We start from the raw sequence: 26,306 nt of genomic DNA, 5'->3' as shown, positions 1-26,306 counted from the left end.
TATTTATTTCATACCCTGTGATTTACTATGTGAATTAGGAGACGATAAGTTATTAAAATTCTCCAAAATGTTTATAAATCAATAAAAAACGCACTGTGAATTATAAAGTGAATTCAAGTGCGCTTTCCTATGTGTTTTACAATGTTTGTACCTCTGAAGTAAACCTGTTAGGGAAATCCCCAAGCTTTTTGCCTTATTACACTCATGGCCTTGCGTTCATTATCTTTAACTTACATTATAAGTAATTTCTAGTAATACTCAAACTCTGCCCCGCTCAAGTCCCCGTTGATTCACTCTATGCTATTACAGATCTATTTTTCTGTTAAATTCTAAAGGATATTCAATATGTGTAGCTTCAATATCAAATATAGGCTTAGGAACTTCTGCCTTCCCAGTTAACAATAGCTTCAAAGCCAAGTAAGGGAAATTAATCCCTGAGAAACACGAAATATGTAAACCACCGGACATTCTTGGGTTAATTTCTAGTAACTTAGGACTTCCTTGATTATATCTAATTTGGATATTATATATATACGGAATCTTAAAGGTGTCATTTACCTTTTTAGCAATCTCCAGCAACTCTTGTTTCCCTTCAAGCATCCGAATTCTTCCAAATTCTTTTTTTCTAGGAACAGCAGCTAATAACTCCCCGTCATATGCTAAGCAATCAATGCTATATTCATTCCCTGATAAATACTCCATGACCATTAAATCATCGAATGTCTCATGGCCAGCTAAAATATCCGTTACATCATGAATGGATATTTGATTGGATACGTACCCAATCAATCCTTCTAGTGTTACACGTTCTTCAGTTAGTATTCGAAAGCCAGCTCCACCAATCCCATTACATGGTTTAAAACAAACTTGATATCCTAACTTCTTGATATTTTGATAAGCATTTACAAAGTCGTGAACATTGTTAACAACCTCATACGCAGGCAGCGGCGCAAATGCGTCCTTTTCACATCGTTTAAATAGTTTTCCTTTATCAGAAATTTGCTCAACTAAATATGATGGCGGCCCTAAAAGTTGAGTTCCAATATTATTAAATTCTTTTTCATGTTTCATAATTTCTGTTAAACGGAACTGTGGAATAAAAATATCAATTTTGTTTTTACGGCAGTATTCCAAGCAATATTGAATATAATCATCTACATTTAAAACAGGTTCCTGCTCTGAATGATCGCATAGCAGAAAATATACACTTTTTGGATTTGGGTGTGTTCCATAGATCTCAAATTCAATTTGGTCCGGATTTTCTTTGATCATTTTAATATAATGATAAACAGTGGAAAACCAACGGTTAAACCAAATTCTTTTTTTCATATACATGGCTCCTTTTTAATAAGTCATTAGTAAGGCCGATTTAGGATGTGTCTGCATTCATTGATATATACTTAATGTTGTTTAAAAGGATATTCCATTACTAGGTATTGCCAATTCTTTCATTTGCTAATCTTTTAAAGCTTCTTGTTAAACTCACAAAATCTCGTCATGACAGAAAAACCATTTGGTAGTTAAAAGCCAAATGGTTTTTTATAGAAATATTCATCTTCTTTCAGGTACTGCCGGCACTACGATTGCATTTGGAACATCTGCTGGGTTCACTTTGAACGCTTTGTTGTATTTTTTCGGATTTGTAATATATTCTGGTTCATTTGATCGCCATGTAAAAAAACAGATAGCACACTGATACATTTCCCAAACTCCATATTTAGGTGATTTAGCAATTACGTCACTGTATGATTCACACCGTGGACAAATGTGCATGCTGAACACTCCCTTTTTGTTGATTTTGTAACATCTCACCAAGAATTCCCTCCCACTTTTCTGTGTTTACTGGGGATTTAAGGCCTTGAGAATAATGACCTCTTATTTCTGGTGCTATCGGAGTAGTTGCGTCTAAAATTATTTTATCTGTTATTCCTGCAGGGTCAGAACCAGGATCAAGTGGGAGAACCGACAGATTCGGAATTACGACTGCATCATATTTTGGGTGAAGTTTTGTAGAAAGTGCCCACATAACCTGCGGTAAGTTAAATGGATCAACATCCTCATCCACAACAATAACCATTTTACAATAGCCCAATCCATGCGGTGTTGTAAGTGCCCGCATACCGACTGCTTTTGCGAAACCTCCATACCTGCTCTTCGTTGATATAATTGCTACAAGTCCATGTGTATACATCGCATTTACAGCAACAATTTCTTCCGGATACGCATCTTTTAATTGTTGATAAAGAGGTACGCATGTATTAACACCCATCATATAATCAATTTCCGTCCAAGGCATACCTAGATAAAGATGCTCAAAGATTGGATCTCTACGATGGTAAACACGATTAATTTGAATGACCGGCATATTCCGCCCACCAGAATAATGACCGGTAAACTCACCAAACGGGCCCTCAAATTCACGTACTCCTGCCAGAATTTCACCTTCCAAAACAACTTCTGCACCCCAAGGAATATCTAGATCTGAATCCTTTGCTTTAACAACTCTATACGGCTCACCTTGGATGGCCCCAGCCATTTCATATTCGGACTGATCATATAAAATTGGAGAAGACGCTACAGTTGTGATCACAGGCTCATTTCCTAGCGTTATCACTACAGGTAAATTTTCACCACGTTCTTCAGCCTGCTTTAAATGAATCGCTATATCATGCTGCGGTACTGGCTGAATGCCTAAACGGTCTTTTCCTTTCACCTGCAAGCGGTAGATCCCCACATTTTGCTTGCCATAATGTGTTGGGTCGTCCTGGTCTCGAGATATCACGCATGCTTTATCTATGTAGCAGCCACCATCGCCTTCATTTAATCGAAACAATGGCACTATTTCAAACAGATTGATATTATCAATTATTTCTATTTCATGAAATGGTGCAATTTCTTCACGCTGAACAGCAACTGGATACTGAGCATATCGTCTAGCAAATTCAAAGAACTGCTCTTTGACTGGCGTATTCTTCGGCATTCCCATCATTAACGCATGGTTTGGCCATGAGCCAATAACGTTCATAGCGATGCGAGCTTTGTAATATCCATTAATAGTATTGAATAATAAAGCAGGTGTATCTTGTCCCAAATTATTAATCGCCCGCGTCGCAGCACCAAGATCGGTATCCGGCATAACCTCCTGATTAATCATTAGAAGCTGATTCTCCTCTTCAAGCTTTTGTAAAAACTCCCGAAAATCATAATAAGCCATACTCGTCCCTCCATAATATGATCTACCCTCGGATATCCAAATTTTAAATCAATCAACTAGTTTACTTACTTTTTATTTAGTTCATCTATTAATTCCTGTCCTAATTCTATACACATTTGTGTTAGTAATTGAATGTCCTCCTTGTTGATATGATCTACATGTACCCCACAGCAGATTGCGAAATTACCTGAATACTGTTTTCTAAGTTGAACAGCAATCTCTTCTGTAACATAAAACTCTTTATGGTTCTGAAGTTGAATGGTCTGCAATGGTTCTAATCTTGCACCTGCCGTAATCGTTCCTAAATGCGGACGATCTCCACCATAAATCATCACTACTAAATCCTCACCCATTTTGTAAGCGTTTAACTTCAGGTTGATACTTCCTAATTGTTTTTGTAGTTGAATCACTTGCCTTCACTTCCTCACTCTAAAACCAAGCCAAACCGACTTATAAATTTATTATATCTAGCTCTATATCATATTGATAATATCTATTAAATGTATATATAATACTTTAAAGGTATAAAACGGAGGCACAATATGGATATTAGACAATTACGCTATTTTATTGCAATTGCTGAAGAAGGAACCATTACCAAAGCTGCGGATAAACTTCATATGGCACAACCACCACTTAGTCGCCAATTAAAATTAATGGAAGAAGAGCTCGGAATTATGCTTTTTGAAAGAAATAAGAAAAAGAAAGTAACATTAACCTTGCAAGGTGAATTGTTTCTGGAGAAAGCTAAACAAATTTTATTTAGTTTAGAAGAAGGTATTAAAGAGGTAAAGCAATTTGGAGACCAGATTAGCGGTACATTAGCTATTGGTTCTACTGTATATTGTGCACCACTAATGGTAACAGCATTAACTAATTTTCGAAAGCAATATCCTGACCTTCGTTTTAATATATGGGAAGGTAATTCTACTCGGTTAGCAGAATTGCTAGAAAACCGCAAAATTGATATCGCTATATCTGCCGGCCCTTTTTCGAAAACTAATATAGAAATCCAAAAACTAAGTGAAGATCCATGCGTGTTAGTTGTTCCAACTAACTTTCATTTTGAAGAGGACTTAATCGATGTGTCAGTCATCGCGACACTCCCATTAATACTGCTGCGCCCCTCCTTTGGTGGTGGTCTTTATGATCAAATAATAAATGAGTTCTTAAGAAGAAATATAGAGCCAAACATACTTTGTGTATGCCATGATTCAGCCATGCTACTGAATTTAGTTTCAACTGGTTTCGGCGCCACTGTCATTCCTTCGTCCATCGCTTCATTTCTATGGCAAAAGCCTTCAGGACAATATAAAATCTATAAAATTAAGGAAAATCCGTGGATATCAGAGCCAGCCCTTATTTGGAGATCCAACGGCTTTCTATCAGCTGCTGCCAAAGAATTCATCCATTTAATTGAAACAAATGATTAACCTTTTTTGGGCAATCTAGTTTAAGGCAAAATTTTCAGTATACTATTTTCATTAATGATACAAGCTAATGGTAATAATGATGGTCTCTAAAAAGGGGATAGCTTATGTTTTTTAAGAAAAAAGATACAAATGATAGTATCTCACAATTAATTCAGCAATTTAATAAATCCAGTGATTTTATTACCTATGAAAATAAAATTGGACATACAACGTTTTTTGTTTCTTATTTTAAATCCATCATAGATGTTGAAAAATTGCATCGTGATATACTGCCGTACATAAATGAAAACTCTTTAAAAAGTCTTGAAACACTATCTACAGAAATCCCAATTGCAAATAAAATTATTACGACTGACGAAAAAGAATTTAGATCAAAAGTTCTAACTGGATACATTATGATTTATTTAAATCATCAAGCGCCAACTAGATATTTGCTAGTTCAAGCAGAATTAAAGCAAGCACGGCAAATTTCTATACCTGAGGTTGAATTCAGTGTTGTTGGTCCTAAAGAGTCATTTGTTGAATCTATCGATGCAAATATTAATCTTATTCGTAAGCGGATCCCGAGCCCAAACTTACAGATTACAAGTGTAAAGGTTGGCGATATATCGAATACAGCCATTTCTATTCTTCATATCGAAGGGATTGCTAATAATGAAAATGTGAATACAATCGTTCAACGTATTAAGGATTTACAATTTGATCAAATTATTGACAGCTCATATATTACTCAATTAATTTCAGATAATCACAATTCACCATTTCCATTACTGCTAGATACCGAAAGACCTGACCGTGCTGCCTCTGTATTGAGTGAAGGCAAAGTTATTATTATTGTTGATGGATCTCCACATGTATTAATCGGACCCACAACACTAACAGAATTTTTCTCGGCGTTTGAGGATTATTTTTTAAATCCACATGTAGCGTCCGTTTTTCGGTTGATTCGTGTATTTTCAGTTTCGTTTTCATTATTAATTACACCCATATATGTAGCAGTACTCACCTATCATTTTGAATTAATACCGAAAGACTTAATGAATACCCTTGTTACCTCTCGTGCCCAGGTTCCGCTTCCACCTTTCTTGGAAGCTGTTTTTCTAGAATTAACAATTGAATTGTTAAGAGAAGCTGGAGCACGTCTCCCTACAAAAGTAGGTCAGACAATCGGTATCGTAGGTGGTATCGTAATTGGGACTGCCTCCGTTGAAGCTGGATTAACCAGTAATGTCTTATTAATCATTGTTGCGCTTTCTGCGTTAGCTTCGTTTACAACACCAGTTTATCAAATGGGCAATACGATCCGTTTATTGAGATTTCCTTTCTTATTATTTGCTCATGTTTGGGGTTTAGTAGGCATTGTATTATGTTTTGCATTTCTATTAACTCATTTAATCCGATTAACATCGCTTGGTAGACCTTTTTTGGAACCACTTTATCCGCCAAGACTTGCGGATCTAAAAGATGCTTTTATTCGTTTGCCCTTTTCACAGCAATCTAAAAGGCCATTTGAACTGCAAGTAAATGATCAGCCACGCTTTAGTGAAAAAAAAGCTATAAATAAAAAAGATATAGATGAGTAACGTTGTAGGTTGATACACAATCATTAATGAAAATGATCGTCTGCTATTGAAGTGAAATTAGCAGATCCCTGTTCGAAACTCGTAGTCTTACCAATAATTAGACCAACATAAGGGTGAATTTAAAATGTTACAACCAATCGATAAAAGATTTAAGATTCCCTCTTTCTTAGTATTATATTTAATATCATCCGTACAAATTGGTGTTGGTGTTTTAGGGTTTCAACCCTTTATATTTGATGCTGGTAACGATGGTTGGATTGCAGTAATTCTAGCAGGTCTGATGGTCCATATGGTAATATGGGTTATTTATACCCTCCTAAATAAGGGCCAACGTGATTTAATTGATATCCACAAATATGTATTTGGAAAATGGTTAGGACATACTATGGACGTTTTAACGCTGTTCTATTTTTTATTTACTTCTATAGTAGTGTTAAGAAGCTATATTGAAATCGTTCAAGTATGGGTGTTTAATGACATGGAAACATGGAGTTTCGCATTAGTATTTATGCTGCTAACCTATTATATAGTTATGGGTGGATTTCGCACAGTTACTGGTATTTGTTTTTTTAGTCTGGTCCTGCCGAGTTATTTAATGTTTACCTTTTTATACCCAATTGAATTTGCTCGCTGGGAAAATTTATTGCCCATACTAGAAACAGATATTATGCCATTATTTAAAGCCTCTTTGAATATGACGTTAAGTTACTTGGGTTTTTCAACTTTACTTATTTTTTATCCATTTATCGAAGAGGGTCAAAAATCACAAAAATGGGCCCACTTGGGTACGTTTATTACGACAACAGTGTATGTTTTTATTGAAATTATTTCGATAACTTATTACAGCAAGCTTCAACTTAAAGAAGTAAATTGGCCTACATTAGGTTTGTGGAAGATTGTTGAACTACCTTTTGTCGAGAGATTTGAATATATCGGCATTTCGTCATGGTTAATCGTAATTCTACCGAATATAGCTTTGATGATGTGGACAGCAAGTCGCATTGCCAAAAGAGTATCTGGCTTTAAACAAAAATATCTCCTAGTCATCTTATTAATTTTTCTGTTTATAGGTTGTAATTTTTTCGATACACGTGAACAAATTAATCAATTAAGCAATGCTGTTGCGAATTTCGGGAAATATTTTGTATTTGGTTACATTCCACTTCTCCTCGTGCTTCAAACTATTATTGGTAAAGTGAGGAAAGGAGTATGAAAAAAGCAATCATTGTTATTCTTTTATTAAGCTGCAGTATTGTGTCAGGCTTATTTACAAATGAACGTATTGTTGATGATATATATATAGTGATGATTGTCGGCTACGATTATGTAAATGAACATTTATTTACGGGTACAGCTGTTGCACCGCAATATAAAGCAGACAACACAATTGAAAATATGGCTTATTCTGATACATCATCTTTGGTATATGAAAATCGAGACAAGCTAGAAGCAAAATCACAAAACCCCTTAATAAGCGGGAAACTTGAAGTCGCACTCTTTAATAAAGAATTAGCCGAAAAAAAAGGTTTATTACCATATGTTGATAATCTACTTCGAGATCCTAATATCGGTTCTCGTGTATATTTAGCCATTTTTGATGGTTCGACAGAAAAAGTTCTTCATAAACAGTTCAAAGATCAACCAACCGGAGTATACTTTTCTGATTTACTTGAACAAAATATTGAATATGATAATTTACCATTTACAAATTTGCACACCTTTTCATTTCAATATTTTGCTGAAGGAGCTGATCCTATATTACCTTTATTAAACGAGGAAAAAGAAAAAGTGAATATTAGCGGTATAGCATTATTTAATAAAGATAAAATGGTTGATAGTATTGAAAAAAGCGACTTTATCTATTTCAGAAGCATGTATAATAACTTTAAAAATGGGGCCTTGTTGGTACAATTAGATAATAATGATCGCGCATTTATCACAAGTATTAAATCTCACCGAAAGTTTAAGATAACAAACAACACTCTAACACCTAATCCGAGTATTACAATTAATATAAAGATGAAAGGTACACTAAGGGAATTTGATGGTCCAGAGACTAGTCCTTCATTAATAAAAGAAATTGAAAAACAAATAGAAAAAGAAGTTAAAACGAAAACAAGTAATATGATAAAAGATTTCCAAGCAAAAGGCATAGACCCAGTTGGAATTGGCGAACAATTTAGAAACTACGATAGAAATTGGGATAAAAGCAAGTGGGAAGACCTCTATCCTAACGTCAAGGTTACGATTAATGTAGATTTTACAATCTTAGAGCATGGTGTCGTCAAATAATTAACTTTATATTCATAAAACAAATCCGGTACCAATAGTTGGTGCCGGATATTTTAGTATGAACACTTATTTTATAAACCTTTTATTAATCTATTAAATCAAAATATATTTAAAATATAAACAACTTAAGAAGTTATTGACGCCCTAACGTGTTGTTGGTAAGATTCTTTTGATATATTCGAATAATAAAACACCTTGTATAAGTTCAAGAATATGGCTTGAGCGTTTCTACCAGCTACCAAAAATAGCTTGTCTACGAGGATTAGAGATAACGTGTATCCTCCGTCCTCCTATCCGTTGTAGAACAAAACTTTGGCAGCCTAGCCAAGTTTTTTTATGCAAAGGGATTTAGTCAATGATTAAGGAGGAAATATTTTATGAAAGAATTTTTTAAATTTACTGAACGTGATACTACCTATAAAAATGAAACGCTAGCAGGCATTACAACGTTTTTGTCAATGGCCTATATTTTAGTCGTTAATCCGATTATTTTGAGTCAAGCTGGGATGGATCAAGGTGCTGTATTTACAGCAACAGCTCTTTCTGCCATTGTTGGAACACTGCTAATCGGAATTTTAGCGAACTTTCCTATCGGAATTGCACCGAGCATGGGTCTTAATTCATTTTTTACCTTTTCCGTATGTATTGGAATGGGCATTGACTGGCCCGTTGCTTTAACTGGAGTGTTTGTAGCAAGTATTATATTCGTTTTCTTAAGCTTGTTCAAAATTCGCGAGAAAATAATTAACGTCATACCTCAAGATCTAAAGCATGCCATTGCAGCTGGTATTGGCTTTTTCATTGCGTTTATTGGTTTAAAAAATGCAGGTATTATCGTATCGAATCCAGAAACATTCGTCTCCATCGGAAACCTAACTGCCCCCTTAACTGCACTAGCTATTGTTGGCTTTATTTTAACTGTCTTAATGCTTGTTCGCGGAATTCATGGTGGCGTTTTTTACGGAATGGTGATTACTACAGTTTTAGGGATGATCATCGGATTAATTGAGGTCCCTTCTTCAATTGTAAGCAAAATACCTAGTCTTGAACCAACCTTTGGTGTAGTTTTCTTACATTTAGGAGATATTTTTTCAGCTGAACTAATAGCTGTCATTTTTACCTTTTTATTCGTAGCGTTCTTTGATACTGCTGGGGCTTTAATTGCGGTAGCAAGTCAAGCAGGATTGATGAAGAACAACAAAATTCCTAATGCAGGCCAAGCTTTACTAGCTGATTCTGCCTCAGGTGTAATTGGTGCAATCTTAGGTACATCTACAACCGCTTCGTTTGTAGAATCATCTGCTGGAATTTCAGTTGGCGGACGAACAGGTTTCACTTCCATTATTATCTCAGCTTGTTTCTTTATTGCATTGTTTTTTTCGCCCATCTTATCCGTCATTACGCCAGAGGTAACATCTCCTGCGTTAATCATTGTAGGTTCTTTGATGGCCATGGAAATGGGCAAAATAAATTGGAGTCGCTTAGAAGTCGTCATTCCATCATTTGTAACGATCATTATGATGCCACTTACATATAGTGTAGCTACAGGAATTGCGTTAGGATTTATTTTATATCCATTGGCATTAATGGCACAAAAACGATTCAAAGAAATACACGCAATTATGTATGTACTTTGCATTTTATTTGTCATGTATTTTATCTTTGTATAGACATTGGGTTAAAACGATCGCTTGGATTTACAAAATCCAGGCTTTCTTTTTATTTCATCTCACTAATTCTCACATTAAATATCATCGACAAACCTACGATAATAATTATTGATAATAGCCAAGCTACTATTGGTCTTTTATGGTGGATAGGTAAAATAAAAAATATAAACAGTGTAAATAAGATGGACCATCCATAGTTCCAACCATTATGATATGTAATAAAACCCAACCTCATATTAATAAATTCGATTACTAAATAAATTCCCGACCATAACAAAAACCACATGAAACGCTTGCCCCAACCTTCAGGAAACCTTCCCAAGTATATTAAGACAGTAGAAATATAGGAGACAAACATTGCAAGAATCGTGACCGTTGTATGATTTGGAAGAATTAAATCAATAAATAACCACATCGATTGCTTATAAAGTAAAAAATTATACAAAAGATCTCCAATCATGAAAAATAAAATCGTCGGGTAATAGCTTTTCCAATTTCTCCAATCTCCCCAAATATAACCTGCAATCAAATACAGTGTATTAATCATAATATACATAATACCATTCCTTTAAAATTGTATTACTATAATCTCCCCAATTCTACAATGTTATTAGTTCAATATTTGGGTACATCTCCTCTTCAATTACACCGGTAATACTGGTAATTTTGGGTCAATATTTCATTAAGAGCGTGACCTTCAAATCTGCATCTTTTTCCAAAATCGGATTAAATTAAATATAGTAATTTTTTTATAAATCCTCTACTGTTAAGGGAGGGAGGAATATAAAATGAATTATAAGTCATTTACCGACATTATAAATAGTGCGGATACAAACGCAGGAGTAACCTATCTAAAAACTCTGTGGTATCAAAAGCAAGAGGGCTATTATAATTTTAATGATTATCGAACATTCTTGAACCACTACAAAACCTTCCAACTTTATGCTCCCCCGAATTGGAATTTATTATGGGATGGTAATTATTTTTCAATTTCTAAAAAAATCTACAATCATGGAACCGTTTTAATAAAGATCGATCATGCAGGCGAACTTTCATACAATATATTACCTTAGTCTCGGAAGTATTTCCGAGGCTTTTTTGTATATTTAATTTTTCAAAGGAAACCTTAATGATGTTCAACTAAAACATGTTTTTAGGGGGATATTTCCAAATGGATCAAACACATTTTGGTGCACATGAACTCCTTGAATGTCATGAAGTTTTAAGTGATGCGATTAATGGAATCAACCAATTCCAATTATATTTATCACACTGCCAGGATATACAATTAAAAAATATTATACAAAACCAAATTTCCTTTATGACGAACGAATACAATTCCATCGTACAAGCTTTACATCATAAGGCAAATATGCAAAGTTTACCTACTGTGCATACTCGTCATAGATTTGATCCAACCTATGGATTGGCTGCAAATTTGTCATTTCAACCGAATTATCCGATGAATCAAATGAATGACAGAGATGTAGCTTCAAGTATGCTTAGGTACTCAAAATCATCTGCACTTGTTCGCATGCATGCTGCTCTAGAGTGTTCCGATGCACCGCTACGTGACATTATTGCACAAGGTGCGAAGAATTGTGCAGATCAAGCTTATGAAACATGGTCTTATTTGAACGAAAAAGGCTATTATCGTGTACCAATGTTTGATCAAGAAACTGTTCAAACTTTATTAAACAGCTATCAGCAAACGAGTGATAGCAATTCCAATCGATTAAACGATTTATAAATACTATATATTGGAGGAATGGCGATGCATACTACTCAACACGGAATTCAACAAATTAATCAATGTCGTCAAATTGCACAACAGCTTATTCAACAAACACAACAAAGTAATCAAAAATATCAACAAATGCTCCGTAACGAACAACAAAATTTACAAATGATCCAACAAATCATTCAACATGAGCAGCAAGCAGTCCAAACTATACAACAAAGTTTACATGCTCACGAAAGTGCCATCCAACAATGTCAACAAATTATTAATGTATGTAATCAAATGCAAACTGAACTAACACAAACACAAGGTGGAACAGGTATTGGTTTCCATAGCAATCAGCAACCTAATCCTGTGTTCAGTTCAGTCAATTCTTTCCCGAAATATCAATCACATAACTTCCAATAGACTTTTATCACGAGCTAAATAAATTATAGGAGGGATTAAGAATGAATAATCTTCGATTTGGTGCCCATGAATATTTAGAAACGCAAGAGTTAGTAAGAAAGGTTTCAGCAGACATTGAATTACATGCAGTGTGCGCTGAAATGACGCAGGATCAGGAATTAAAATCACTGTTAACTCGCCACATTCAAGGAATGCAGCAAACATTCCAACAGTCAGTTAATGCTCTTCAAAACAAAGGTATAAGTGCAAACACGACTATGAATACTTCCCAATATGGTTTGCATACAAATACGCAGCCTAAAGTAGGACTTCATAACCCTACAATGTATCCGCCAAATCCAAATGCACAAAGATTATCTGATGTTACCATTTGTACTATTCTGTTGAATTCACATAAAGCTGGATCTGTATTTGGCATGCAATGGGCAAATGAATGCGTAGATCCACAGCTACGCCAACTTCATATTACATGTGCAACAAACTGTAATGCGATGGCATACGAGATTTGGCAATATATGAATGCTAAAGGAATGTATCAAGTACCACAATTAGCAGATCATACGATGCAAACGATGAACAATGCTTTTAATACGATGCAGCCTATGAATCAAAATCAAAATCAAAACCCAAATTATCAATACGGTTATATTTAAATTTCAGTTGAGAAGGGATTTACTTCCCTTCTTCTTTTTTTATCCGATAATACTCCTCTTCAACAAAACACCTCTATCATATATAATATTGTAAAACCATCGTGAAAGGATGACATAAAATTTCAAATAGATCCATTGAAAATCAGTTAAATATCGTGCTTGAAGATTGGGCGATGATGCAAAAGACAGACGGTGATGAAGGCGCTGACTGGGCAGAGCGTTTTGAAATGAATTTTTATCAACTTATTGAGGACATAAAGAACTGGACTAAAACGTTTGATCAAGATAATCTAACGTTAGAAATGCTTGAACAGCAGCCAATCATTCAAAAGATTATGAATGAACTCCCTGCCCCACTACAATTAAATTTTCAAAACGAACTAGAACTAATAGCTGAAAACGAAGAACAAGTTCGATTTGATTAACAATGATAGGAGAATCGGACCTACTGTAGATTCTCCTATTTAATTTTTTCTTTTATTCAGAACCTTTGTCAAACCATCTTCATTATCACCATTTACTCGTTTTATCGTTAATTGTTGTGTAAAAAAATAAACCCTGAGCTAGTCAGGGCTGGGAGATCTTTTTTATTATGGCTTTAAAACAACCTTAATACAGTTATCCATTTTTGTATCGAAAATCTCATAACCGTGTTTCGCTTCGTCTAAGGGAAGAACATGTGTGATAATATCACCCGGATCTACTTTTCCTTGGGCAATCAAATCGTATAAATAGGGCATATAATGAATGACAGGTGCTTGTCCTGTGCGAATATTTACATTACGCTGAAAAATATCACCGAGTGGGAAACCGTTGTATCTCATTCCATATATACCTGTCAGCTGAATAGTTCCCCCTTTTCGTACAGCTTGACTAGCCGTAACAATTGCACCCATCGCCCCACCATGGAGCTTTGCACCAGTAGCAAGAAATTCAAGCGGTGTCATCTTTCCATCCATTCCAACTGCATCAATCACGACATCTGCTCCACCTTGTGTTAGCTCTAGCAAATAAGACCCTACATTTTCATAGTCCTCAAAATTAATAATTTCTACGTTATTCGTACGCTTAGCGTGCTCTAAACGATAACCAACATAATCAACGGCAATCACACGCTTTGCTCCTTTAAACCAAGCGTACTTCTGGATAAGAAGACCAACTGGGCCACAGCCTAAAACGACAACTGTATCGCCTTCCTTCATACCTGAATTGTCAACACTCCAAAATGCAGTTGGTGCTACATCAGCAAGCAGCACTAATTTTTCATCCTCAACCTCAGAGTTCTCCGGTAATTTAAAAGGAACAAAGTTACCATATGGTACACGCATATATTCTGCTTGCCCACCTGGATAACCACCTGCTGTATCAGAGTAGCCAAAATACGCTCCCATTTCTCCGTTTTTGTTGGAGTTATCACATTGACTTTCAAGTTCATGCTTACAAAACCAACATTCGCCACAGCTAACGTTGAAAGGTATAATAACTCGATCGCCTTTCTTAACTTTTGTTACATCTGGCCCAACTTCCTCAACTATACCCATTGGCTCGTGACCAATTATGTAATCTTCAGGCATATTGGGAATCATTCCGTGAATTAAATGAAGATCAGAACCACAAATTGCTGTTGTCGTAAGCTTTACGATAATATCATCACGTTTTTTGATTGTTGGCGGCTGTACATCTTTAACTACAACATCCTTAATACCTTGATACGTAACGGCCTTCATTATTATCCTCCCTTCTATCAATTGTATGGTGTTGCAAAAGTACCTAATCGATTTGTTTCATTAGGGAAAAGCGTAAGATTGGCTATTTTTACAGCAGTGTCTGCTGATTGAAGATCTAATTTAAATTGCTCCTTTACGTCATAGGCATGCAACCAGCCTTTTTTTAACATAAGATCTGTAAGTTCACCGTGTAAATCGATTGCTGCGTCAAGCTGTTTCCTTAATGCAGCTCTTACTTCCGGACTTGCTGCTTCTGTAATTGCAATGACATAATTCCGAACGCCATTTTTTACATTTAATAGAAAATTAAGAGCAATAGCTGAATTGATTTGATCTGGCATTCCTACTGCGTTTATCGGATCCTGAAAATCATTGTTCATAACCATCACCTCCACTTAATGTGGCATAATTTTTTGATACAAAGTTTGGAGTTCTTTTATATCTATAATTGATTGTTGAACGTCTTTCTCCATCAATGCTCTTAAATCTTGATCAAATACAATGCCTTGCATCATTTTCGATTGAAGTAAACAAACTGTTTTAAAATTCATAATTTCATGTGTATCCATTGACTCATGAAAGGCTAAACCTTGCTGTTCCAAATCAACACCCCCTGTATGAATATCAATAATTTCCCTTAAAGTGTATGTACTTATGCAGAATTTGAATGTTAAGGGACAGCTAATTTTTGGGAGTATTTAAAAGTGTATATTTCACCATGAAGACCACATATTAAAACTAACTAGGATGAAAGGATGATACCGATTGACCCAGTATTTAGCACTTCATGAAACACTTGAAGTTCACGAACTTCTAACCATAAAAAATATTAGTTTGACAAAATCAACCACTATGCAGGGACTAGCTCAGGATGAGGAGCTAAAAAATATTCTTGCTACAGAAGTCAATACAGGAAAGTTAGCCATTCAACGCCTTGAAGAATTGATTACTAATCGAGGTGAGATATAATGAATCAACTCATACAAAATATGATGGGCATGGGCGGTATGACAGACCAAGTCATCGCAACTGATTTTTTGATCTCAGTCAAGTCTGGTGCACTATACACTGCTTTGGCATTAACAGAATCGGCTACTCCTAAACTTAGGGAACAATTACGCGAGGATTTAAACGCCGCTTTAGATACGCATGAAACCATTAGTAATTATATGATAAAAAAAGGCTATTACAAACCGTTTGAATTGAGGGAACAACTACAGGTTGATATAAAAGCAGCACAAACCGCGCTAAAGTTATCACAATGATGTAATTACTAAAAAAATAGCAGGCAAATTCACTTAGGAATTTGTCTGCTATTTTTTATGGGTAAAAACCAAGGGCAAATATCGCATATTAGACATATGAGCAAGAAAATGCCCTTCATCACTTTGATGAAGGACAGTCTTCAAATTATTATAATTGCTCATTTACTTATGTTAATTCTCAACCAGCTTGGTTGTAACTTTTTTTTTAGAATGTTGACCTTCCGTTGGATCCTCAGCTTGCTTCGCCCGTTTTATAAAGAAAGCAAGAACGAGTGCAACGAAAGAAATAAACGTTGCAACAAAGAATGCAAAATTTATTCCAGCTAACATCGCTTGTGCAGTTATTTGTTGCTGTATGTCAGCAGCTGTTGCACCTGCTGGATGCCCCGTAGCATCAGCAGCCAACTCAGCAAGAGATGATTCTGTTCGATTGGACATAATTGTCACAAGCAGCGCTGTACCAATTGCACCAGAAACTTGGTTTAAAGTATTGTTCATTGCTGTACCATGTGGGTAGAATTGTGCAGGCAACTGATTTAGACCATTTGTTGAAACAGGCATCATTACCATAGAGATACCAAACATTCTAAAAGCATGTAAAACCATTAAATACGTATAAGATGTTTCAAATGTTAAGGTGCTCAGATAATACGTACCAATTGTAAGTATCGTTAAGCCTGTTACAGCTAGTGCCCGACCTCCGAATTTATCAAACAAACGACCGGTAATAGGTGACATTAGCGACATTAAAATAGCACCTGGCAATAACATTAACCCCGCATCAAAAGGGGAAATCCCACGTAGTGTTTGCACATAAATTGGAAGTAGTAGCATACCCGAAAACATCGCCATATTGAGAACCATTGTAATAGCTGATGATAATGCAAACATTGGATACTTAAAAATACTGAAATTAAGCATAGGACGCTCTAGTTTTGCCTGACGAATGATAAACAATACTAATGCAATAATTCCAACGATGATCGTTACATATACTTGAGCATTATCCCAACCTTTACTACCGGCTGAGCTAAATCCATATAGTAATCCTCCAAAACCAATGCTCGACAATAACAACGAAACAGTATCAAGGTGGATATGAACCTTATCTTTTTTATCTTTTAATAAGAAAAATCCTAGCAATAAGATCACAACTGAAATGGGTGCTACAAAATGGAAAAGCATTCTCCAATCATAATGTTCTACAATCCAACCAGATAATGTGGGACCAATTGCTGGTGCAGCCATCATAATTAACCCGAAAAATCCCATTGCCGTTCCCCTTTTTTCTACAGGGAAACTAACTAACATAACATTCATTAACAATGGCATCATAATGGCAGTCCCTGATGCCTGTATCATTCGACCAGCTAATAAAACAGGGAAAATATGTGCTACCCCTGCAAGGATTGTTCCTGCAGAAAACAAACACATAGCTGCTAAAAATAAGTGGCGTACAGAATATTTCTGGATTAAAAATGCTGTAGTTGGAATCATAATCCCGTTTACCAACATAAAACCAGTGGTCAACCATTGCACCGTTGCTGTATTAACAGCCAGGTCGATCATAATCGACGGTAAAGCAATGTTTAGTAATGTATTATTTAAAAATGCAATAAAAGCCCCTACCATCAAAACTGCAATAATGCCGTACGGTGGACGAGCTGCATCTGTCTTAGCACGATCCATTGTTTCCCCTCCTATAGACATCCAGTACATCAAATTATACTGACAGTTCATATTTTGTCACAAACACTATCTTATACCAAGAGTTCAAACATTGCAATCAAAATTAACTTCGTAAAATATAGGATTTGTTTAACCCATGTAAATCATGTAATATTAATCTTAGACAAGCAGTTCAAACTGATAAAAGGTGATTATTTATGAATGATCGAAAACAACATGTCATCCAAATGGCACATCAATTATTTATAGAGAAAGGATTCCAAGCGACCTCTATTCAAGATATTTTAAACTATAGCGGTATTTCTAAGGGAACCTTTTACAACTATTTTTCTTCTAAAAATGAATTATTAATCGGTATTTTTAAAAGCATATACTCAAAACTTGAAAAGGAACGAAATGAACTCCTTAAAGGCCAGGATCGGTCAAGCATTGACATCTTTACTAAACAAGTCGAATTATATTTAATAACAAATCGATCCAATAAATTGCTATCCCTTTTTGAAGAGGTCATGTCATCAAAAGATGAAGACTTAAAGCAATTTATTAGAAAAGGTCAGTTACGGGTTCTACGTTGGGTATATCATCGATTTATTGACATCTTTGGTGAAACTAAAAAGGCCTATTTATTAGACTGCACGATTATGTTTTTAGGCATTCTACAGCATAATCTAAAATATAATGCACTAGCCTTTCCATCAGAGGAGAATATTAATAAAATTGTTCGTTATAGTATGAACAGAATTATGAACATTGTAACGGAAGTATCTGTAACTAATGAGCAGCTGCTGCACCCCAATCTTTTAGACCGTTGGCTACCAAACTGCAAAGATCGTGGTGACTCACTTCAATCAAAGCTAGCACTTTGTTTAATAGCTATAAAAAAACAAGCTCAAGAATTAGATGATCGGGATAAAAATATGGAGCTGATCAATTTCATAGAAGAAGAGCTTCTGCACTCGAAAACACCGCGAAGATTTGTAATTGAAGGCGCAATTCTTGCTTTAAAGGATGAGCAAAAATTTAAGGATGGCGAGGACTTACAAAAGCTAGAGTTATTAATTAAAGATTATTTTATTAAATCGAGCGGCAGTCATTAGACGGCCGCTTGATTTTATTATTTATTACTAACATGCTTTTGAAACAGGTTCCCCGCTATTGCCGAAGATAATATACTCGATATTACCCTTTTAACTCTCCTAATACTCGCGACAATAAAAGTTACATTTTTTACTTCTACCATTATTTAGGTTTGTTGTATCACATTATCCGCGATCCACATAGGCTATTGTAACAACAATAAAAAAGTGAGGCGTGCTTTTTATGTATAATTATTATTATCAGTATGGATATCCGATTAAATCCGTTCAGACGAATTATGGTTGGAATCCCAGCTCACAACAGCGAAATCAGGATTTCAATATCCCGTATTTACCTATATTAGGACAACAGTCTGTAGAGCAAATAGCTAAACATATATATACATCGATTGTAAATGAAGCTACAGCGGCTGAATTCTATTCTCGGTTATTACATGAAGTCCCCGATGAATTGCATCGAGAGTTTATCCAACATGCATATGAAGATGAAGTTAAGCATTTACAGGCATTCACAAAGTTATATATACACTGCACTGGTCAAAATCCACAGTACAATGTTCAACATGTGGAATACTCCAATTATAAAGCAGGTATCTTAAAGGCGCTGAAAGATGAATTAGAGGCAGCCGAATTTTATCGAGATGTCCAATTGTCTAGTGTGGACCCGCTTGTGAAAGATACTTTTTTCTATGCAATGGTCGATGAGTTAGAACATGCCACTCAATTTGGTGTCTTGTATAATACACTGTAGATGGTTCATCAGTGTAAGCGGCGAACATGTAACACTAGGGATATTAATGAAACGGTAAATGGAAAGCGGCTACGCTAAGTTAATATCTTTAAAAATGCTGAACTAAATTAAGTAGTTCAGCATTTTCTTTATGTATGAAGTTTTCCATTCAGGTAAAAATATACTAAAATTCCTTCTTCTAAGAGAATTTACTGAGGGAGAGAACGATTAGGAGAGGTTTTAGTGCGTTCATCGAAAAATAAAATAGACATTTCAAATGAAACTTTGGAATGGTTATCAGAAGAATTAAAGTCATCGTTTGATTTGGTATATAAACCTTTACATATGGATGAAAAACAAGCTGTGCTTTTGTACATTAGAACAGTTGTAGATGGTGTACAGCTGCAGCAATTGGTGATTAAGCCTTTTTTTGAACTTGGGAACGACCACCATGTAGAAGCGTATTTGCATTCATTGCCAAATCAGCAAGAGATAAAATCAAAAGAACAAATGCTGCTTGAAATGACTAAGGGCAGTATCGTGGTGGCCATCAGGGATCAACTGATATTATTAGATATTAAAAAGGTCAATACGGATACAGTTTTACAGACAAGTATTGAGCCGACGATCCAAGGACCGCAATTGTCCTTAAGTGAGGATATATCCACAAATATCAATATTATCCGTCAGCGATATCATAAGCCTTCACTCACAATCGAGATGATGGAAATAGGAGATAAGACGCATCAGTCCTTGGCCATTATTTATGATGAAGAGGTTGTGCTTAAGGACGTACTTGAAAATATTAAAAAAAAGCTTAAGTCGTTGAAAGTCCCGACAATCCAGTCAACAACAGAGTTGAATCGATTATTGAACGACAAGAAACGCTCTTTAATGCCGATTATGATGATGACCGAGCGGACAGACAGGGTTGTCTATAACCTCGCTGGTGGGAAAATTATCCTTTTACTAGATGGCGGGCACACGACTGTTATGGCACCTGTTGTCTTTTTTGATTTTATGACATCTATGGATGATAACTATGGGAGTTATTGGATTACGAAATCACTAAAATTTCTTCGTTATCTTGGCTTGTTTGTTTGTTTAACTCTACCGGGTTTATATGTTGCCGCTACCTCCTACAATCCCGAGGTTTTCCGGGTGGAACTTGCCCTTTCGATTGCGGGCAGCCGGATCGGCGTCCCCTACCCTTCCTTTATTGAGGTATTTTTTATGCTGATTATTATGGAACTTTTGACAGAAGCCAGCATTCGCTTGCCAAAGGCAGTAACAGGAACCGCTACAACTGTTGGAGGATTAATTTTGGGACAGGCAGCGACAGAAGCGGCCCTTGCCTCTAATATCATGATTATTATTGTAGCTGCTGTGGCCATTTCTACATTTGTTATACCGATCAACGAAATGGGTTTTGCCGTTCGAGTTGTCCGGTTTATTCTTCTGGCATTCGCCAGTTTTGCAGGTCTAGCTGGTCTGGTATTTGGTTTAATAGGGTTACTCATGTATTTAACCCAATTGGACAGCTTTGGAGAACCCTATTTTAAAATTTACCTCCAAAGTAAGCGAACAGAAACCGGGGGGGCCTCCTAGTGAACCGTTACTTTTTTTATCTCGTTTTTGTAAATATGGTGGCCAATGTTGTTGCATCAGTTCCAAAAATTCTTATTACATACAGGACAGAGGGAGCTATTGTTTCTATAATTGTCGCCTTTTTTTCAGGATTGGTGTTTTGCTATCTCTGCACCCGTTTTTTTAATTTATTCCCGGGCCAAGGCCTTCCTGATTTGACGAAGAAGTATCTGCCGAACTGGCTATCTTTTACAACTATTTTGGGTATAGCGATTACTTGGTATATTGCTGGACTTATTACATTAGTAACCTTCTCCTTTTTATTAAAAAGATTTTTAACACCTGATATGCCTTTGCCTTGGATTACCACAACCTTCTTGCTGTTTATCTCCTATGGCATTTGGATGAATAGCCGAAGTGTCCTTTATACTATTGAGACCGTCTTATTATGCTGCTTGCCGTTTATTGCTGTGATTACACTTAAATCCTACACAACACCCTTGCTTAAATGGGATTTTATTAAAGAATCATTGATGCATTTTTATCATCCTCCTCATTTTTCAACAGTTGCTGCTGCAACTTATTTATTACTGGGGGGATTCAACCTTATCGTCTTTAATCGCCTATTTAAGGATAAGCAACGTATTAATTGGAAAAATATGCTGTTAATTGGAGGGGTTGCTGGATCGGTTCTTTTTACTACCTATTTTGTTCCTATCGGTATGCTTGGTTTTGATGCAGTTGGTGATATTGTTTACCCCTGGATCACTACTAGCGATACTCTTCGAATAGAATTTTTTATAGTGGAGCGAATTCTTTATATCTTCCTGCTTCTCTATTTAGCTATATCGTTCTTAAGTGTTTTGATTCACTGGCATGTAGCATTGGAGCTATTAAATAGCATCATATGCTTAAAAAAAATGAAATGGAGAAAACAAAATCTTACCCCCTACCTGTTTGTAGGACTATTTTGGTTGGGAAGTTTGAAAACGGTCACCTATCTCACAGAATATGAGCTTTTAAAGTATACAAGCTATTTTTTGAATTACCTGCTTTGTTCGTTTGCCGTTATGTTCGGTCTTTTTTGGTTTATTAAAAGGAGGGCAAAGGTTTGAATAATCCTCTTTGGTGTTCAGCAAGATTTCTAACCGCTGCAATTGTATTACTCATGCTACTTCTTCAATCAGGTTGCGGTTTTAAAGACATTGACAAAAGATTATTCGTCTTATCTATCGGAATTGACCATTCGGATAATGAAGAAAAGCCTTACAAGATTATCCTTAAACTCGCCGTACCTTCAGGGTCGTTGAAGCAATCAGGTACCAAATATACGTATCTGACAAAGGAAAGCGAATCACTTGCGTCCGCCATTCGTCTTTTAAAAACACATGTAGATAAAGAGATTGATTTCGGACATGCAAAAGTGATTGTTTTGGGTGAGGACATCCTCCACCATGACACGACTGACGTAATCGACTTTTTTCTTCGGAGGAGAGATATTCAAAAAGTCTCATGGGTAGCAGTTGGGACACCAACTGCAGAAAGTGTCCTAAAAGCAGAACCTTCATCCGAAATGGCAGGCTCTCATGCCTTATTTAATATTTTTGATCAAAATGGAGTGGAAAGTTCCTACATAATATCTACCTATTTATTCGATTTTTACCGTCGGATGGTAGAGTCCGGAATTGATGCTATACTACCTGTTTTAAGCTCAAGCGAAGATAAAAAAAAGATAGTTACCAATAGTTCTATCCTTTTGAATAAAAATAAGGAACCGCTAAAATTGACTACCCAGGAGACAAAATTGTATAACATGATGGCTAATAATGTTGAAAAATTCGATATAATGATAAGAAGAAATGAACTTCTTTATACGGTTTCAGTCGATACAGCAAAGTCGACTTATAAAATTATCACAACTCCAAACGAAAAACCTGTGTTAAAAATGGATATTACCATGGAGGGAATCATTGAGGAATCCAATCAGGAGATGGACCCACATAAACTAAGCACTTATAGCAAATACGCAAGCGAAGAGGAAAAAAAAAGAATAACCGCTTTCCTAAAAAAACTTCAGGAAAATGGAGCAGATCCACTAGGCTTTGGTCTACGATATAAAGCAACCAGGTTGCATACGAATGATATCTATGAAGAGTGGGAGCTGCTGTATCCAGAAATATCTTTTGATGTTAACGTAAAGGTCTCTATTATGAGCACAGGGATTATAGAATAGCGGGTTCCTAGGAACTCGCTACTTTTTTTACTGTTAACTTTCATCTTATGCAAGATTTTTATAAGATATTCCTTCAAAAAACAATAGGGCATCCCTTAATTGGATGCCCCGGCTATACAATAAACTCTAAAGAATCCCTTGAATCAACATGATAACTCCTACCAGGAGCCATACCAAAACCCCAGGTCATATTGGGAGCTGGAACTTCTGGGGTTTTGTTTGATTTATTCCTCAAGTACTTGTTTTACATTCTTTTTGAGCTTTATCTTCCATGCTCTCACTCCAAACTTATTTAATCGACCTTCGTTACTTCTTTTTAATCCAGAATTTAATTAACGAACCTTCTTGTTCTGTCTTTAAAATTGTATGGCCTGCATTTTTTGCCCATGCTGGCAGATCATTTAAAGCCCCTTTATCAGTTACATGTAGCTATAAAACTAGTTCGCTTTCTAATGTTTCAATTCCTTTTTTCAATTTTACAATTGGCATTGGACATGTTAAGCCTGTTACATCCATAAAGGAATCCGCATGAATATCCTCATTGTCTTTAACATTAGTATCCTCTTTTATAACTGTTTCGCCTAAGTCATTCGTGGTTGTATCAATATCTTTCAAAATATTACTTCCATAAACTGATGAATAGGTTTTCCAGCCGCCATCTACATTTTTTACGGTAAAGCCATTATTCTTTAGTATACGGCTTGCTAGGTAACCCCGTAACCCAACTTGACAGCTTACATAAATGGTTTGATCTATCGGAAGTTCACTTAGTTTATTTCTTAAATCATTTAAGGAAATATTTTGTGATCCTTTAATAAAACCAAATTCACGTTCCATTGGTTCGCGAACATCAATTAAAAGACCACCATTCGCTACAATTTCATCAATTTCATGCCATTGAACATGTTCTAACTCACCTTCGATTATATTCGTAGCAACATACCCCGCCATGTTCACTGGGTCTTTTGCTGAAGAATATGGGGGTGCGTATGATAATTCTAGGTTTGTTAAATCTTCTACTGTTAATCCGCCAATAATCGCGGTTGCTATGACATCGATTCGTTTATCAACTCCATCTGCTCCAACCGCTTGGGCACCGTAAATCTTCCCTGTTTCTTTATCAAAGATTAATTTTAAGGCTATTGGCGCCGCACCTGGATAGTAGCCTGCATGTGAGCTTGGGTGAATGTGAACTACCTCGTATGGTATGCCTAAACGCTTTAACGTTTTTTCATTATTTCCGGTTGCCGCAACTGTTAAATCAAACACTTTTGCAATCGAAGTACCTAAAGTACCTTTATATTTTTCTTGCTTACCCATAATAATATTAGCTACAATGCGGCCTTGGCGATTCGCAGGTCCAGCTAATGGAATCATCGTTTTTGTGCCGCTAATGAAATCTACTACTTCTACTGCGTCCCCAACTGCATAGATATCTGGGTTAGATGTTTGAAGAAACTCATTCACGATAATACCGCCGCGTGCACCTAATTCTAATCCTGCATTGGCAGCCAATTCATTTTCTGGTCGAACTCCAATAGATAAAATAGTCATATCCGTCTCAACTTCTGTTCCGTCATTTAAAATAACTTTCTTTCCTTGATCAGCAAAAGAGTTGACACCATTTTCTAAAATTAAGTTTACACCTTTTTCTTTTAGATGAGTGTGTAGTATACTCGCCATTTCAAAATCGATCGGTGCCATAATTTGATTAGCCATTTCAATAAGTGTTACTTCTATGCCACGTTCAACTAGGTTCTCAGCCATCTCAATACCAATGAATCCTCCACCGATTACAACAGCTTTTTTCGGAAACTGATTGTCAACATAGCCTTTGATTCTATCAGTATCAGGAATATTGCGTAACGTAAATAATCTTTCATTTTCGTTAAGTCCTGGAATTGGCGGTACGATTGGTCGTGCCCCTGGTGATAATAATAACTTGTCATAGCTTTCCTCATATTCTTCATCATTTCGCAAATTCTTGATTGTTACTGTTTTCTTCTCTGAATTAATGCTCACAACTTCACTTAAATTACGAATATCCATATTGAAACGCTTTGACATACCCTCTACCGTTTGTACTAATAACTTTCTACGATCTTTAATGCTTTCACCAATATGGTATGGTAATCCACAGTTTGCAAATGAAATATATTCGCCACGTTCAACAAGAACAATTTCTACATCTTCGCTTATTCTTCTTAATTTCGCTGCTGCTGTTGCTCCCCCTGCAACTCCACCTACGATAATAACTTTTTTGGTCATTATAAACTCCCTCCCATTGAATAAAATGTTAAAAATAGATTAGTAGTTTAATAAATTCAGGTCCATAAAATACCAATACCCTTACCCGTATAATAATAGAATAAAAAAAAGAAGTCAATCCTTTTCACAATTCCGTAACATCTTAACAAAATAGCGAATTTTCCTGACTTTCTAGATTACTCTCAGAATTAATAATCGTATATCCAGTGACGTAATATCCTTTTTTTCTAAAAAAACGAACGCATATATTTTTTTCTAAATGATTTAAAGCAATAATATGAATTTCCTTCGACTTTGAAATATCTCGAACGTTTCTTTTAAGATATGCAGCCGGTAAATTAACTGCCCTCTGTACTGGTGCCTTATATGATTCATTATAATCTCTTACATCTACAATTTGTATAGATTCAGCGTCAATTTCAGAAATATCGATACGCTGAACACCACTTACAGGAAGATAGCGAATATATATAAATATAATTAAAGTAACAATTGCGATCGGAATAAAAAACATGGGTATACCTCTTTTTTAATAGAAATAGGAAATAACACAACCAAAATATTATACCTTACAGGGTAGGTTGTCAATAATAGTTCTGCAATCGCTATGTTTATATCCCACAAAAGGGAGGTACTTAAACTCTCAAAAACTTTGGTTTTTTGAAACTCAATGATGTATACTTGTCATCAACGGTTTGAATATCTTAAGCCAGTAC

Annotated in this window: 27 protein-coding genes, 1 pseudogene and 1 riboswitch; of the genes and pseudogenes, 17 read left to right on the top strand and 11 right to left on the bottom strand. The window is 35.7% G+C overall.

Annotated features, from left to right (window positions below; all coding sequences use genetic code 11):
* Positions 1–303: 303 nt before the first annotated feature.
* From C1724_RS23090 to C1724_RS23075, 4 genes are all read right to left on the bottom strand, one after another.
* Entirely contained in the window at positions 304–1,329 is a 1,026-nt protein-coding gene (locus tag C1724_RS23090; RefSeq protein WP_102349112.1) for an ATP-grasp domain-containing protein, read from the bottom strand.
* A gap of 222 nt (positions 1,330–1,551) precedes the next feature.
* Complete coding sequence (locus C1724_RS23085) at positions 1,552–1,773, bottom strand: non-oxidative hydroxyarylic acid decarboxylases subunit D (RefSeq protein WP_102349111.1); 222 nt, start codon at positions 1,771–1,773, stop codon at positions 1,552–1,554.
* Positions 1,751–3,214 carry a non-oxidative hydroxyarylic acid decarboxylases subunit C gene (locus tag C1724_RS23080; protein WP_102349110.1) on the bottom strand — a complete coding sequence of 488 codons (1,464 nt, stop codon included), beginning with the start codon at positions 3,212–3,214 and terminating at the stop codon, positions 1,751–1,753. Before C1724_RS23080 ends, C1724_RS23085 begins: the two co-directional genes overlap by 23 nt.
* Before the next feature lie 65 nt (positions 3,215–3,279).
* Complete coding sequence (locus C1724_RS23075; protein ID WP_102349109.1) at positions 3,280–3,624, bottom strand: hypothetical protein; 345 nt, start codon at positions 3,622–3,624, stop codon at positions 3,280–3,282.
* Between the two features lie 132 nt (positions 3,625–3,756).
* Here C1724_RS23075 and C1724_RS23070 point away from each other — a divergent pair, with 132 nt between their 5' ends.
* The 5 genes from C1724_RS23070 to C1724_RS23050 all read left to right on the top strand — a co-directional run bounded on the left by C1724_RS23070 (position 3,757) and on the right by C1724_RS23050 (position 10,192).
* Entirely contained in the window at positions 3,757–4,647 is an 891-nt protein-coding gene (locus C1724_RS23070) for a LysR family transcriptional regulator (protein WP_102349108.1), read from the top strand.
* 104 nt (positions 4,648–4,751) lie between these two features.
* The gene (locus C1724_RS23065) at positions 4,752–6,230 is read left to right on the top strand and encodes a spore germination protein (protein WP_102349107.1); all 1,479 of its coding nucleotides are present in this window, start codon (positions 4,752–4,754) and stop codon (positions 6,228–6,230) included.
* A gap of 124 nt (positions 6,231–6,354) precedes the next feature.
* Positions 6,355–7,443, top strand: a complete 1,089-nt coding sequence (locus tag C1724_RS23060) for a GerAB/ArcD/ProY family transporter (RefSeq protein ID WP_102349106.1) — start codon at positions 6,355–6,357, stop codon at positions 7,441–7,443.
* Complete coding sequence (locus C1724_RS23055; RefSeq protein WP_102349105.1) at positions 7,440–8,522, top strand: Ger(x)C family spore germination protein; 1,083 nt, start codon at positions 7,440–7,442, stop codon at positions 8,520–8,522. The genes C1724_RS23060 and C1724_RS23055 overlap by 4 nt, the downstream gene beginning before the upstream one ends.
* 175 nt (positions 8,523–8,697) lie before the next feature.
* Positions 8,698–8,798: riboswitch (purine riboswitch) on the top strand.
* 101 nt (positions 8,799–8,899) lie between these two features.
* The gene (locus C1724_RS23050) at positions 8,900–10,192 is read left to right on the top strand and encodes an NCS2 family permease (RefSeq protein ID WP_102349104.1); all 1,293 of its coding nucleotides are present in this window, start codon (positions 8,900–8,902) and stop codon (positions 10,190–10,192) included.
* Positions 10,193–10,241: 49 nt separating this feature from the next.
* Here the strand turns inward: C1724_RS23050 and C1724_RS23045 are convergent, their stop codons facing one another.
* Positions 10,242–10,748: a CBO0543 family protein gene (locus C1724_RS23045; RefSeq protein WP_102349103.1), complete on the bottom strand. Its 507-nt coding sequence runs from the start codon at positions 10,746–10,748 to the stop codon at positions 10,242–10,244.
* A gap of 232 nt (positions 10,749–10,980) precedes the next feature.
* Between C1724_RS23045 and C1724_RS23040 the strand changes: the two genes are divergently transcribed.
* The 5 genes from C1724_RS23040 to C1724_RS23020 all read left to right on the top strand — a co-directional run bounded on the left by C1724_RS23040 (position 10,981) and on the right by C1724_RS23020 (position 13,419).
* A complete protein-coding gene (locus C1724_RS23040) occupies positions 10,981–11,265 on the top strand; it encodes a hypothetical protein (RefSeq protein ID WP_102349102.1) in 285 nt (94 codons plus the stop codon).
* Positions 11,266–11,363: 98 nt separating this feature from the next.
* The gene (locus tag C1724_RS23035; RefSeq protein WP_102349101.1) at positions 11,364–11,942 is read left to right on the top strand and encodes a spore coat protein; all 579 of its coding nucleotides are present in this window, start codon (positions 11,364–11,366) and stop codon (positions 11,940–11,942) included.
* Positions 11,943–11,966: 24 nt separating this feature from the next.
* On the top strand, positions 11,967–12,341 hold the full coding sequence (locus C1724_RS23030) for a hypothetical protein (protein ID WP_102349100.1): 375 nt from the start codon (positions 11,967–11,969) through the stop codon (positions 12,339–12,341).
* 41 nt (positions 12,342–12,382) lie between these two features.
* Complete coding sequence (locus C1724_RS23025; protein WP_102349099.1) at positions 12,383–12,994, top strand: spore coat protein; 612 nt, start codon at positions 12,383–12,385, stop codon at positions 12,992–12,994.
* A 173-nt stretch (positions 12,995–13,167) separates the two neighbouring features.
* On the top strand, positions 13,168–13,419 hold the full coding sequence (locus C1724_RS23020; RefSeq protein WP_102349098.1) for a hypothetical protein: 252 nt from the start codon (positions 13,168–13,170) through the stop codon (positions 13,417–13,419).
* Between the two features lie 165 nt (positions 13,420–13,584).
* Here the strand turns inward: C1724_RS23020 and C1724_RS23015 are convergent, their stop codons facing one another.
* The 3 genes from C1724_RS23015 to C1724_RS23005 are packed head-to-tail and all read right to left on the bottom strand — an operon-like array spanning position 13,585 to position 15,323.
* On the bottom strand, positions 13,585–14,721 hold the full coding sequence (locus C1724_RS23015) for a zinc-dependent alcohol dehydrogenase (RefSeq protein WP_102349097.1): 1,137 nt from the start codon (positions 14,719–14,721) through the stop codon (positions 13,585–13,587).
* 17 nt (positions 14,722–14,738) lie between these two features.
* Entirely contained in the window at positions 14,739–15,101 is a 363-nt protein-coding gene (locus tag C1724_RS23010) for a spore coat protein (RefSeq protein ID WP_102349096.1), read from the bottom strand.
* 15 nt (positions 15,102–15,116) lie between these two features.
* On the bottom strand, positions 15,117–15,323 hold the full coding sequence (locus C1724_RS23005; RefSeq protein WP_102349095.1) for a spore coat protein: 207 nt from the start codon (positions 15,321–15,323) through the stop codon (positions 15,117–15,119).
* A gap of 163 nt (positions 15,324–15,486) precedes the next feature.
* Here C1724_RS23005 and C1724_RS23000 point away from each other — a divergent pair, with 163 nt between their 5' ends.
* Positions 15,487–15,690, top strand: a complete 204-nt coding sequence (locus C1724_RS23000; protein ID WP_102349094.1) for a hypothetical protein — start codon at positions 15,487–15,489, stop codon at positions 15,688–15,690.
* On the top strand, positions 15,690–15,986 hold the full coding sequence (locus C1724_RS22995) for a spore coat protein (RefSeq protein WP_102349093.1): 297 nt from the start codon (positions 15,690–15,692) through the stop codon (positions 15,984–15,986). The genes C1724_RS23000 and C1724_RS22995 overlap by 1 nt, the downstream gene beginning before the upstream one ends.
* 171 nt (positions 15,987–16,157) lie before the next feature.
* Here C1724_RS22995 and C1724_RS22990 read toward each other — a convergent pair whose 3' ends face one another.
* Complete coding sequence (locus C1724_RS22990) at positions 16,158–17,675, bottom strand: DHA2 family efflux MFS transporter permease subunit (RefSeq protein ID WP_102349092.1); 1,518 nt, start codon at positions 17,673–17,675, stop codon at positions 16,158–16,160.
* A gap of 197 nt (positions 17,676–17,872) precedes the next feature.
* Between C1724_RS22990 and C1724_RS22985 the strand changes: the two genes are divergently transcribed.
* From C1724_RS22985 to C1724_RS22965, 5 genes are all read left to right on the top strand, one after another.
* The gene (locus C1724_RS22985; RefSeq protein WP_102349091.1) at positions 17,873–18,772 is read left to right on the top strand and encodes a TetR/AcrR family transcriptional regulator; all 900 of its coding nucleotides are present in this window, start codon (positions 17,873–17,875) and stop codon (positions 18,770–18,772) included.
* 223 nt (positions 18,773–18,995) lie between these two features.
* The gene (locus C1724_RS22980; protein ID WP_102349090.1) at positions 18,996–19,523 is read left to right on the top strand and encodes a ferritin-like domain-containing protein; all 528 of its coding nucleotides are present in this window, start codon (positions 18,996–18,998) and stop codon (positions 19,521–19,523) included.
* 222 nt (positions 19,524–19,745) lie between these two features.
* Complete coding sequence (locus C1724_RS22975) at positions 19,746–21,110, top strand: spore germination protein (protein ID WP_258000510.1); 1,365 nt, start codon at positions 19,746–19,748, stop codon at positions 21,108–21,110.
* Entirely contained in the window at positions 21,110–22,204 is a 1,095-nt protein-coding gene (locus C1724_RS22970; RefSeq protein WP_102349089.1) for a GerAB/ArcD/ProY family transporter, read from the top strand. The genes C1724_RS22975 and C1724_RS22970 overlap by 1 nt, the downstream gene beginning before the upstream one ends.
* Entirely contained in the window at positions 22,201–23,322 is a 1,122-nt protein-coding gene (locus tag C1724_RS22965; RefSeq protein WP_102349088.1) for a Ger(x)C family spore germination protein, read from the top strand. The genes C1724_RS22970 and C1724_RS22965 overlap by 4 nt, the downstream gene beginning before the upstream one ends.
* Before the next feature lie 306 nt (positions 23,323–23,628).
* On the opposite strand, the pseudogene C1724_RS22960 reads toward C1724_RS22965, so the two are convergent.
* Positions 23,629–25,590 (bottom strand): annotated as a pseudogene (locus C1724_RS22960) (CoA-disulfide reductase).
* 142 nt (positions 25,591–25,732) lie between these two features.
* Complete coding sequence (locus C1724_RS22955; RefSeq protein ID WP_258000509.1) at positions 25,733–26,104, bottom strand: hypothetical protein; 372 nt, start codon at positions 26,102–26,104, stop codon at positions 25,733–25,735.
* Positions 26,105–26,306 lie beyond the last annotated feature (202 nt).

The organism is Bacillus sp. Marseille-P3661 (assembly GCF_900240995.1).
Classification (GTDB): Bacteria; Bacillota; Bacilli; order Bacillales; family Bacillaceae_J; genus OESV01.
The sequence above is the reverse complement of the archived record's forward strand: the minus strand, read 5'-3'. Positions and strand labels throughout refer to the sequence as shown.

Bases quoted from the DNA above. Each gene is read 5' to 3' on its own strand.
- C1724_RS22980 (WP_102349090.1), top strand. From the start codon at position 18,996: ATGTATAATTATTATTATCAGTATGGATATCCGATTAAATCCGTTCAG.
- C1724_RS22985 (WP_102349091.1), top strand. From the start codon at position 17,873: ATGAATGATCGAAAACAACATGTCATCCAAATGGCACATCAATTATTT.
- C1724_RS23040 (WP_102349102.1), top strand. From the start codon at position 10,981: ATGAATTATAAGTCATTTACCGACATTATAAATAGTGCGGATACAAAC.
- C1724_RS23085 (WP_102349111.1), bottom strand. From the start codon at position 1,773: ATGCACATTTGTCCACGGTGTGAATCATACAGTGACGTAATTGCTAAA.
- C1724_RS23060 (WP_102349106.1), top strand. From the start codon at position 6,355: ATGTTACAACCAATCGATAAAAGATTTAAGATTCCCTCTTTCTTAGTA.
- C1724_RS23015 (WP_102349097.1), bottom strand. From the start codon at position 14,721: ATGAAGGCCGTTACGTATCAAGGTATTAAGGATGTTGTAGTTAAAGAT.
- C1724_RS23070 (WP_102349108.1), top strand. From the start codon at position 3,757: ATGGATATTAGACAATTACGCTATTTTATTGCAATTGCTGAAGAAGGA.
- C1724_RS23050 (WP_102349104.1), top strand. From the start codon at position 8,900: ATGAAAGAATTTTTTAAATTTACTGAACGTGATACTACCTATAAAAAT.
- C1724_RS23065 (WP_102349107.1), top strand. From the start codon at position 4,752: ATGTTTTTTAAGAAAAAAGATACAAATGATAGTATCTCACAATTAATT.
- C1724_RS23055 (WP_102349105.1), top strand. From the start codon at position 7,440: ATGAAAAAAGCAATCATTGTTATTCTTTTATTAAGCTGCAGTATTGTG.
- C1724_RS23030 (WP_102349100.1), top strand. From the start codon at position 11,967: ATGCATACTACTCAACACGGAATTCAACAAATTAATCAATGTCGTCAA.
- C1724_RS23080 (WP_102349110.1), bottom strand. From the start codon at position 3,214: ATGGCTTATTATGATTTTCGGGAGTTTTTACAAAAGCTTGAAGAGGAG.
- C1724_RS22995 (WP_102349093.1), top strand. From the start codon at position 15,690: ATGAATCAACTCATACAAAATATGATGGGCATGGGCGGTATGACAGAC.
- C1724_RS23020 (WP_102349098.1), top strand. From the start codon at position 13,168: ATGATGCAAAAGACAGACGGTGATGAAGGCGCTGACTGGGCAGAGCGT.
- C1724_RS22990 (WP_102349092.1), bottom strand. From the start codon at position 17,675: ATGGATCGTGCTAAGACAGATGCAGCTCGTCCACCGTACGGCATTATT.
- C1724_RS23035 (WP_102349101.1), top strand. From the start codon at position 11,364: ATGGATCAAACACATTTTGGTGCACATGAACTCCTTGAATGTCATGAA.
- C1724_RS23025 (WP_102349099.1), top strand. From the start codon at position 12,383: ATGAATAATCTTCGATTTGGTGCCCATGAATATTTAGAAACGCAAGAG.
- C1724_RS23045 (WP_102349103.1), bottom strand. From the start codon at position 10,748: ATGTATATTATGATTAATACACTGTATTTGATTGCAGGTTATATTTGG.
- C1724_RS22955 (WP_258000509.1), bottom strand. From the start codon at position 26,104: ATGTTTTTTATTCCGATCGCAATTGTTACTTTAATTATATTTATATAT.
- C1724_RS23090 (WP_102349112.1), bottom strand. From the start codon at position 1,329: ATGAAAAAAAGAATTTGGTTTAACCGTTGGTTTTCCACTGTTTATCAT.
- C1724_RS23010 (WP_102349096.1), bottom strand. From the start codon at position 15,101: ATGAACAATGATTTTCAGGATCCGATAAACGCAGTAGGAATGCCAGAT.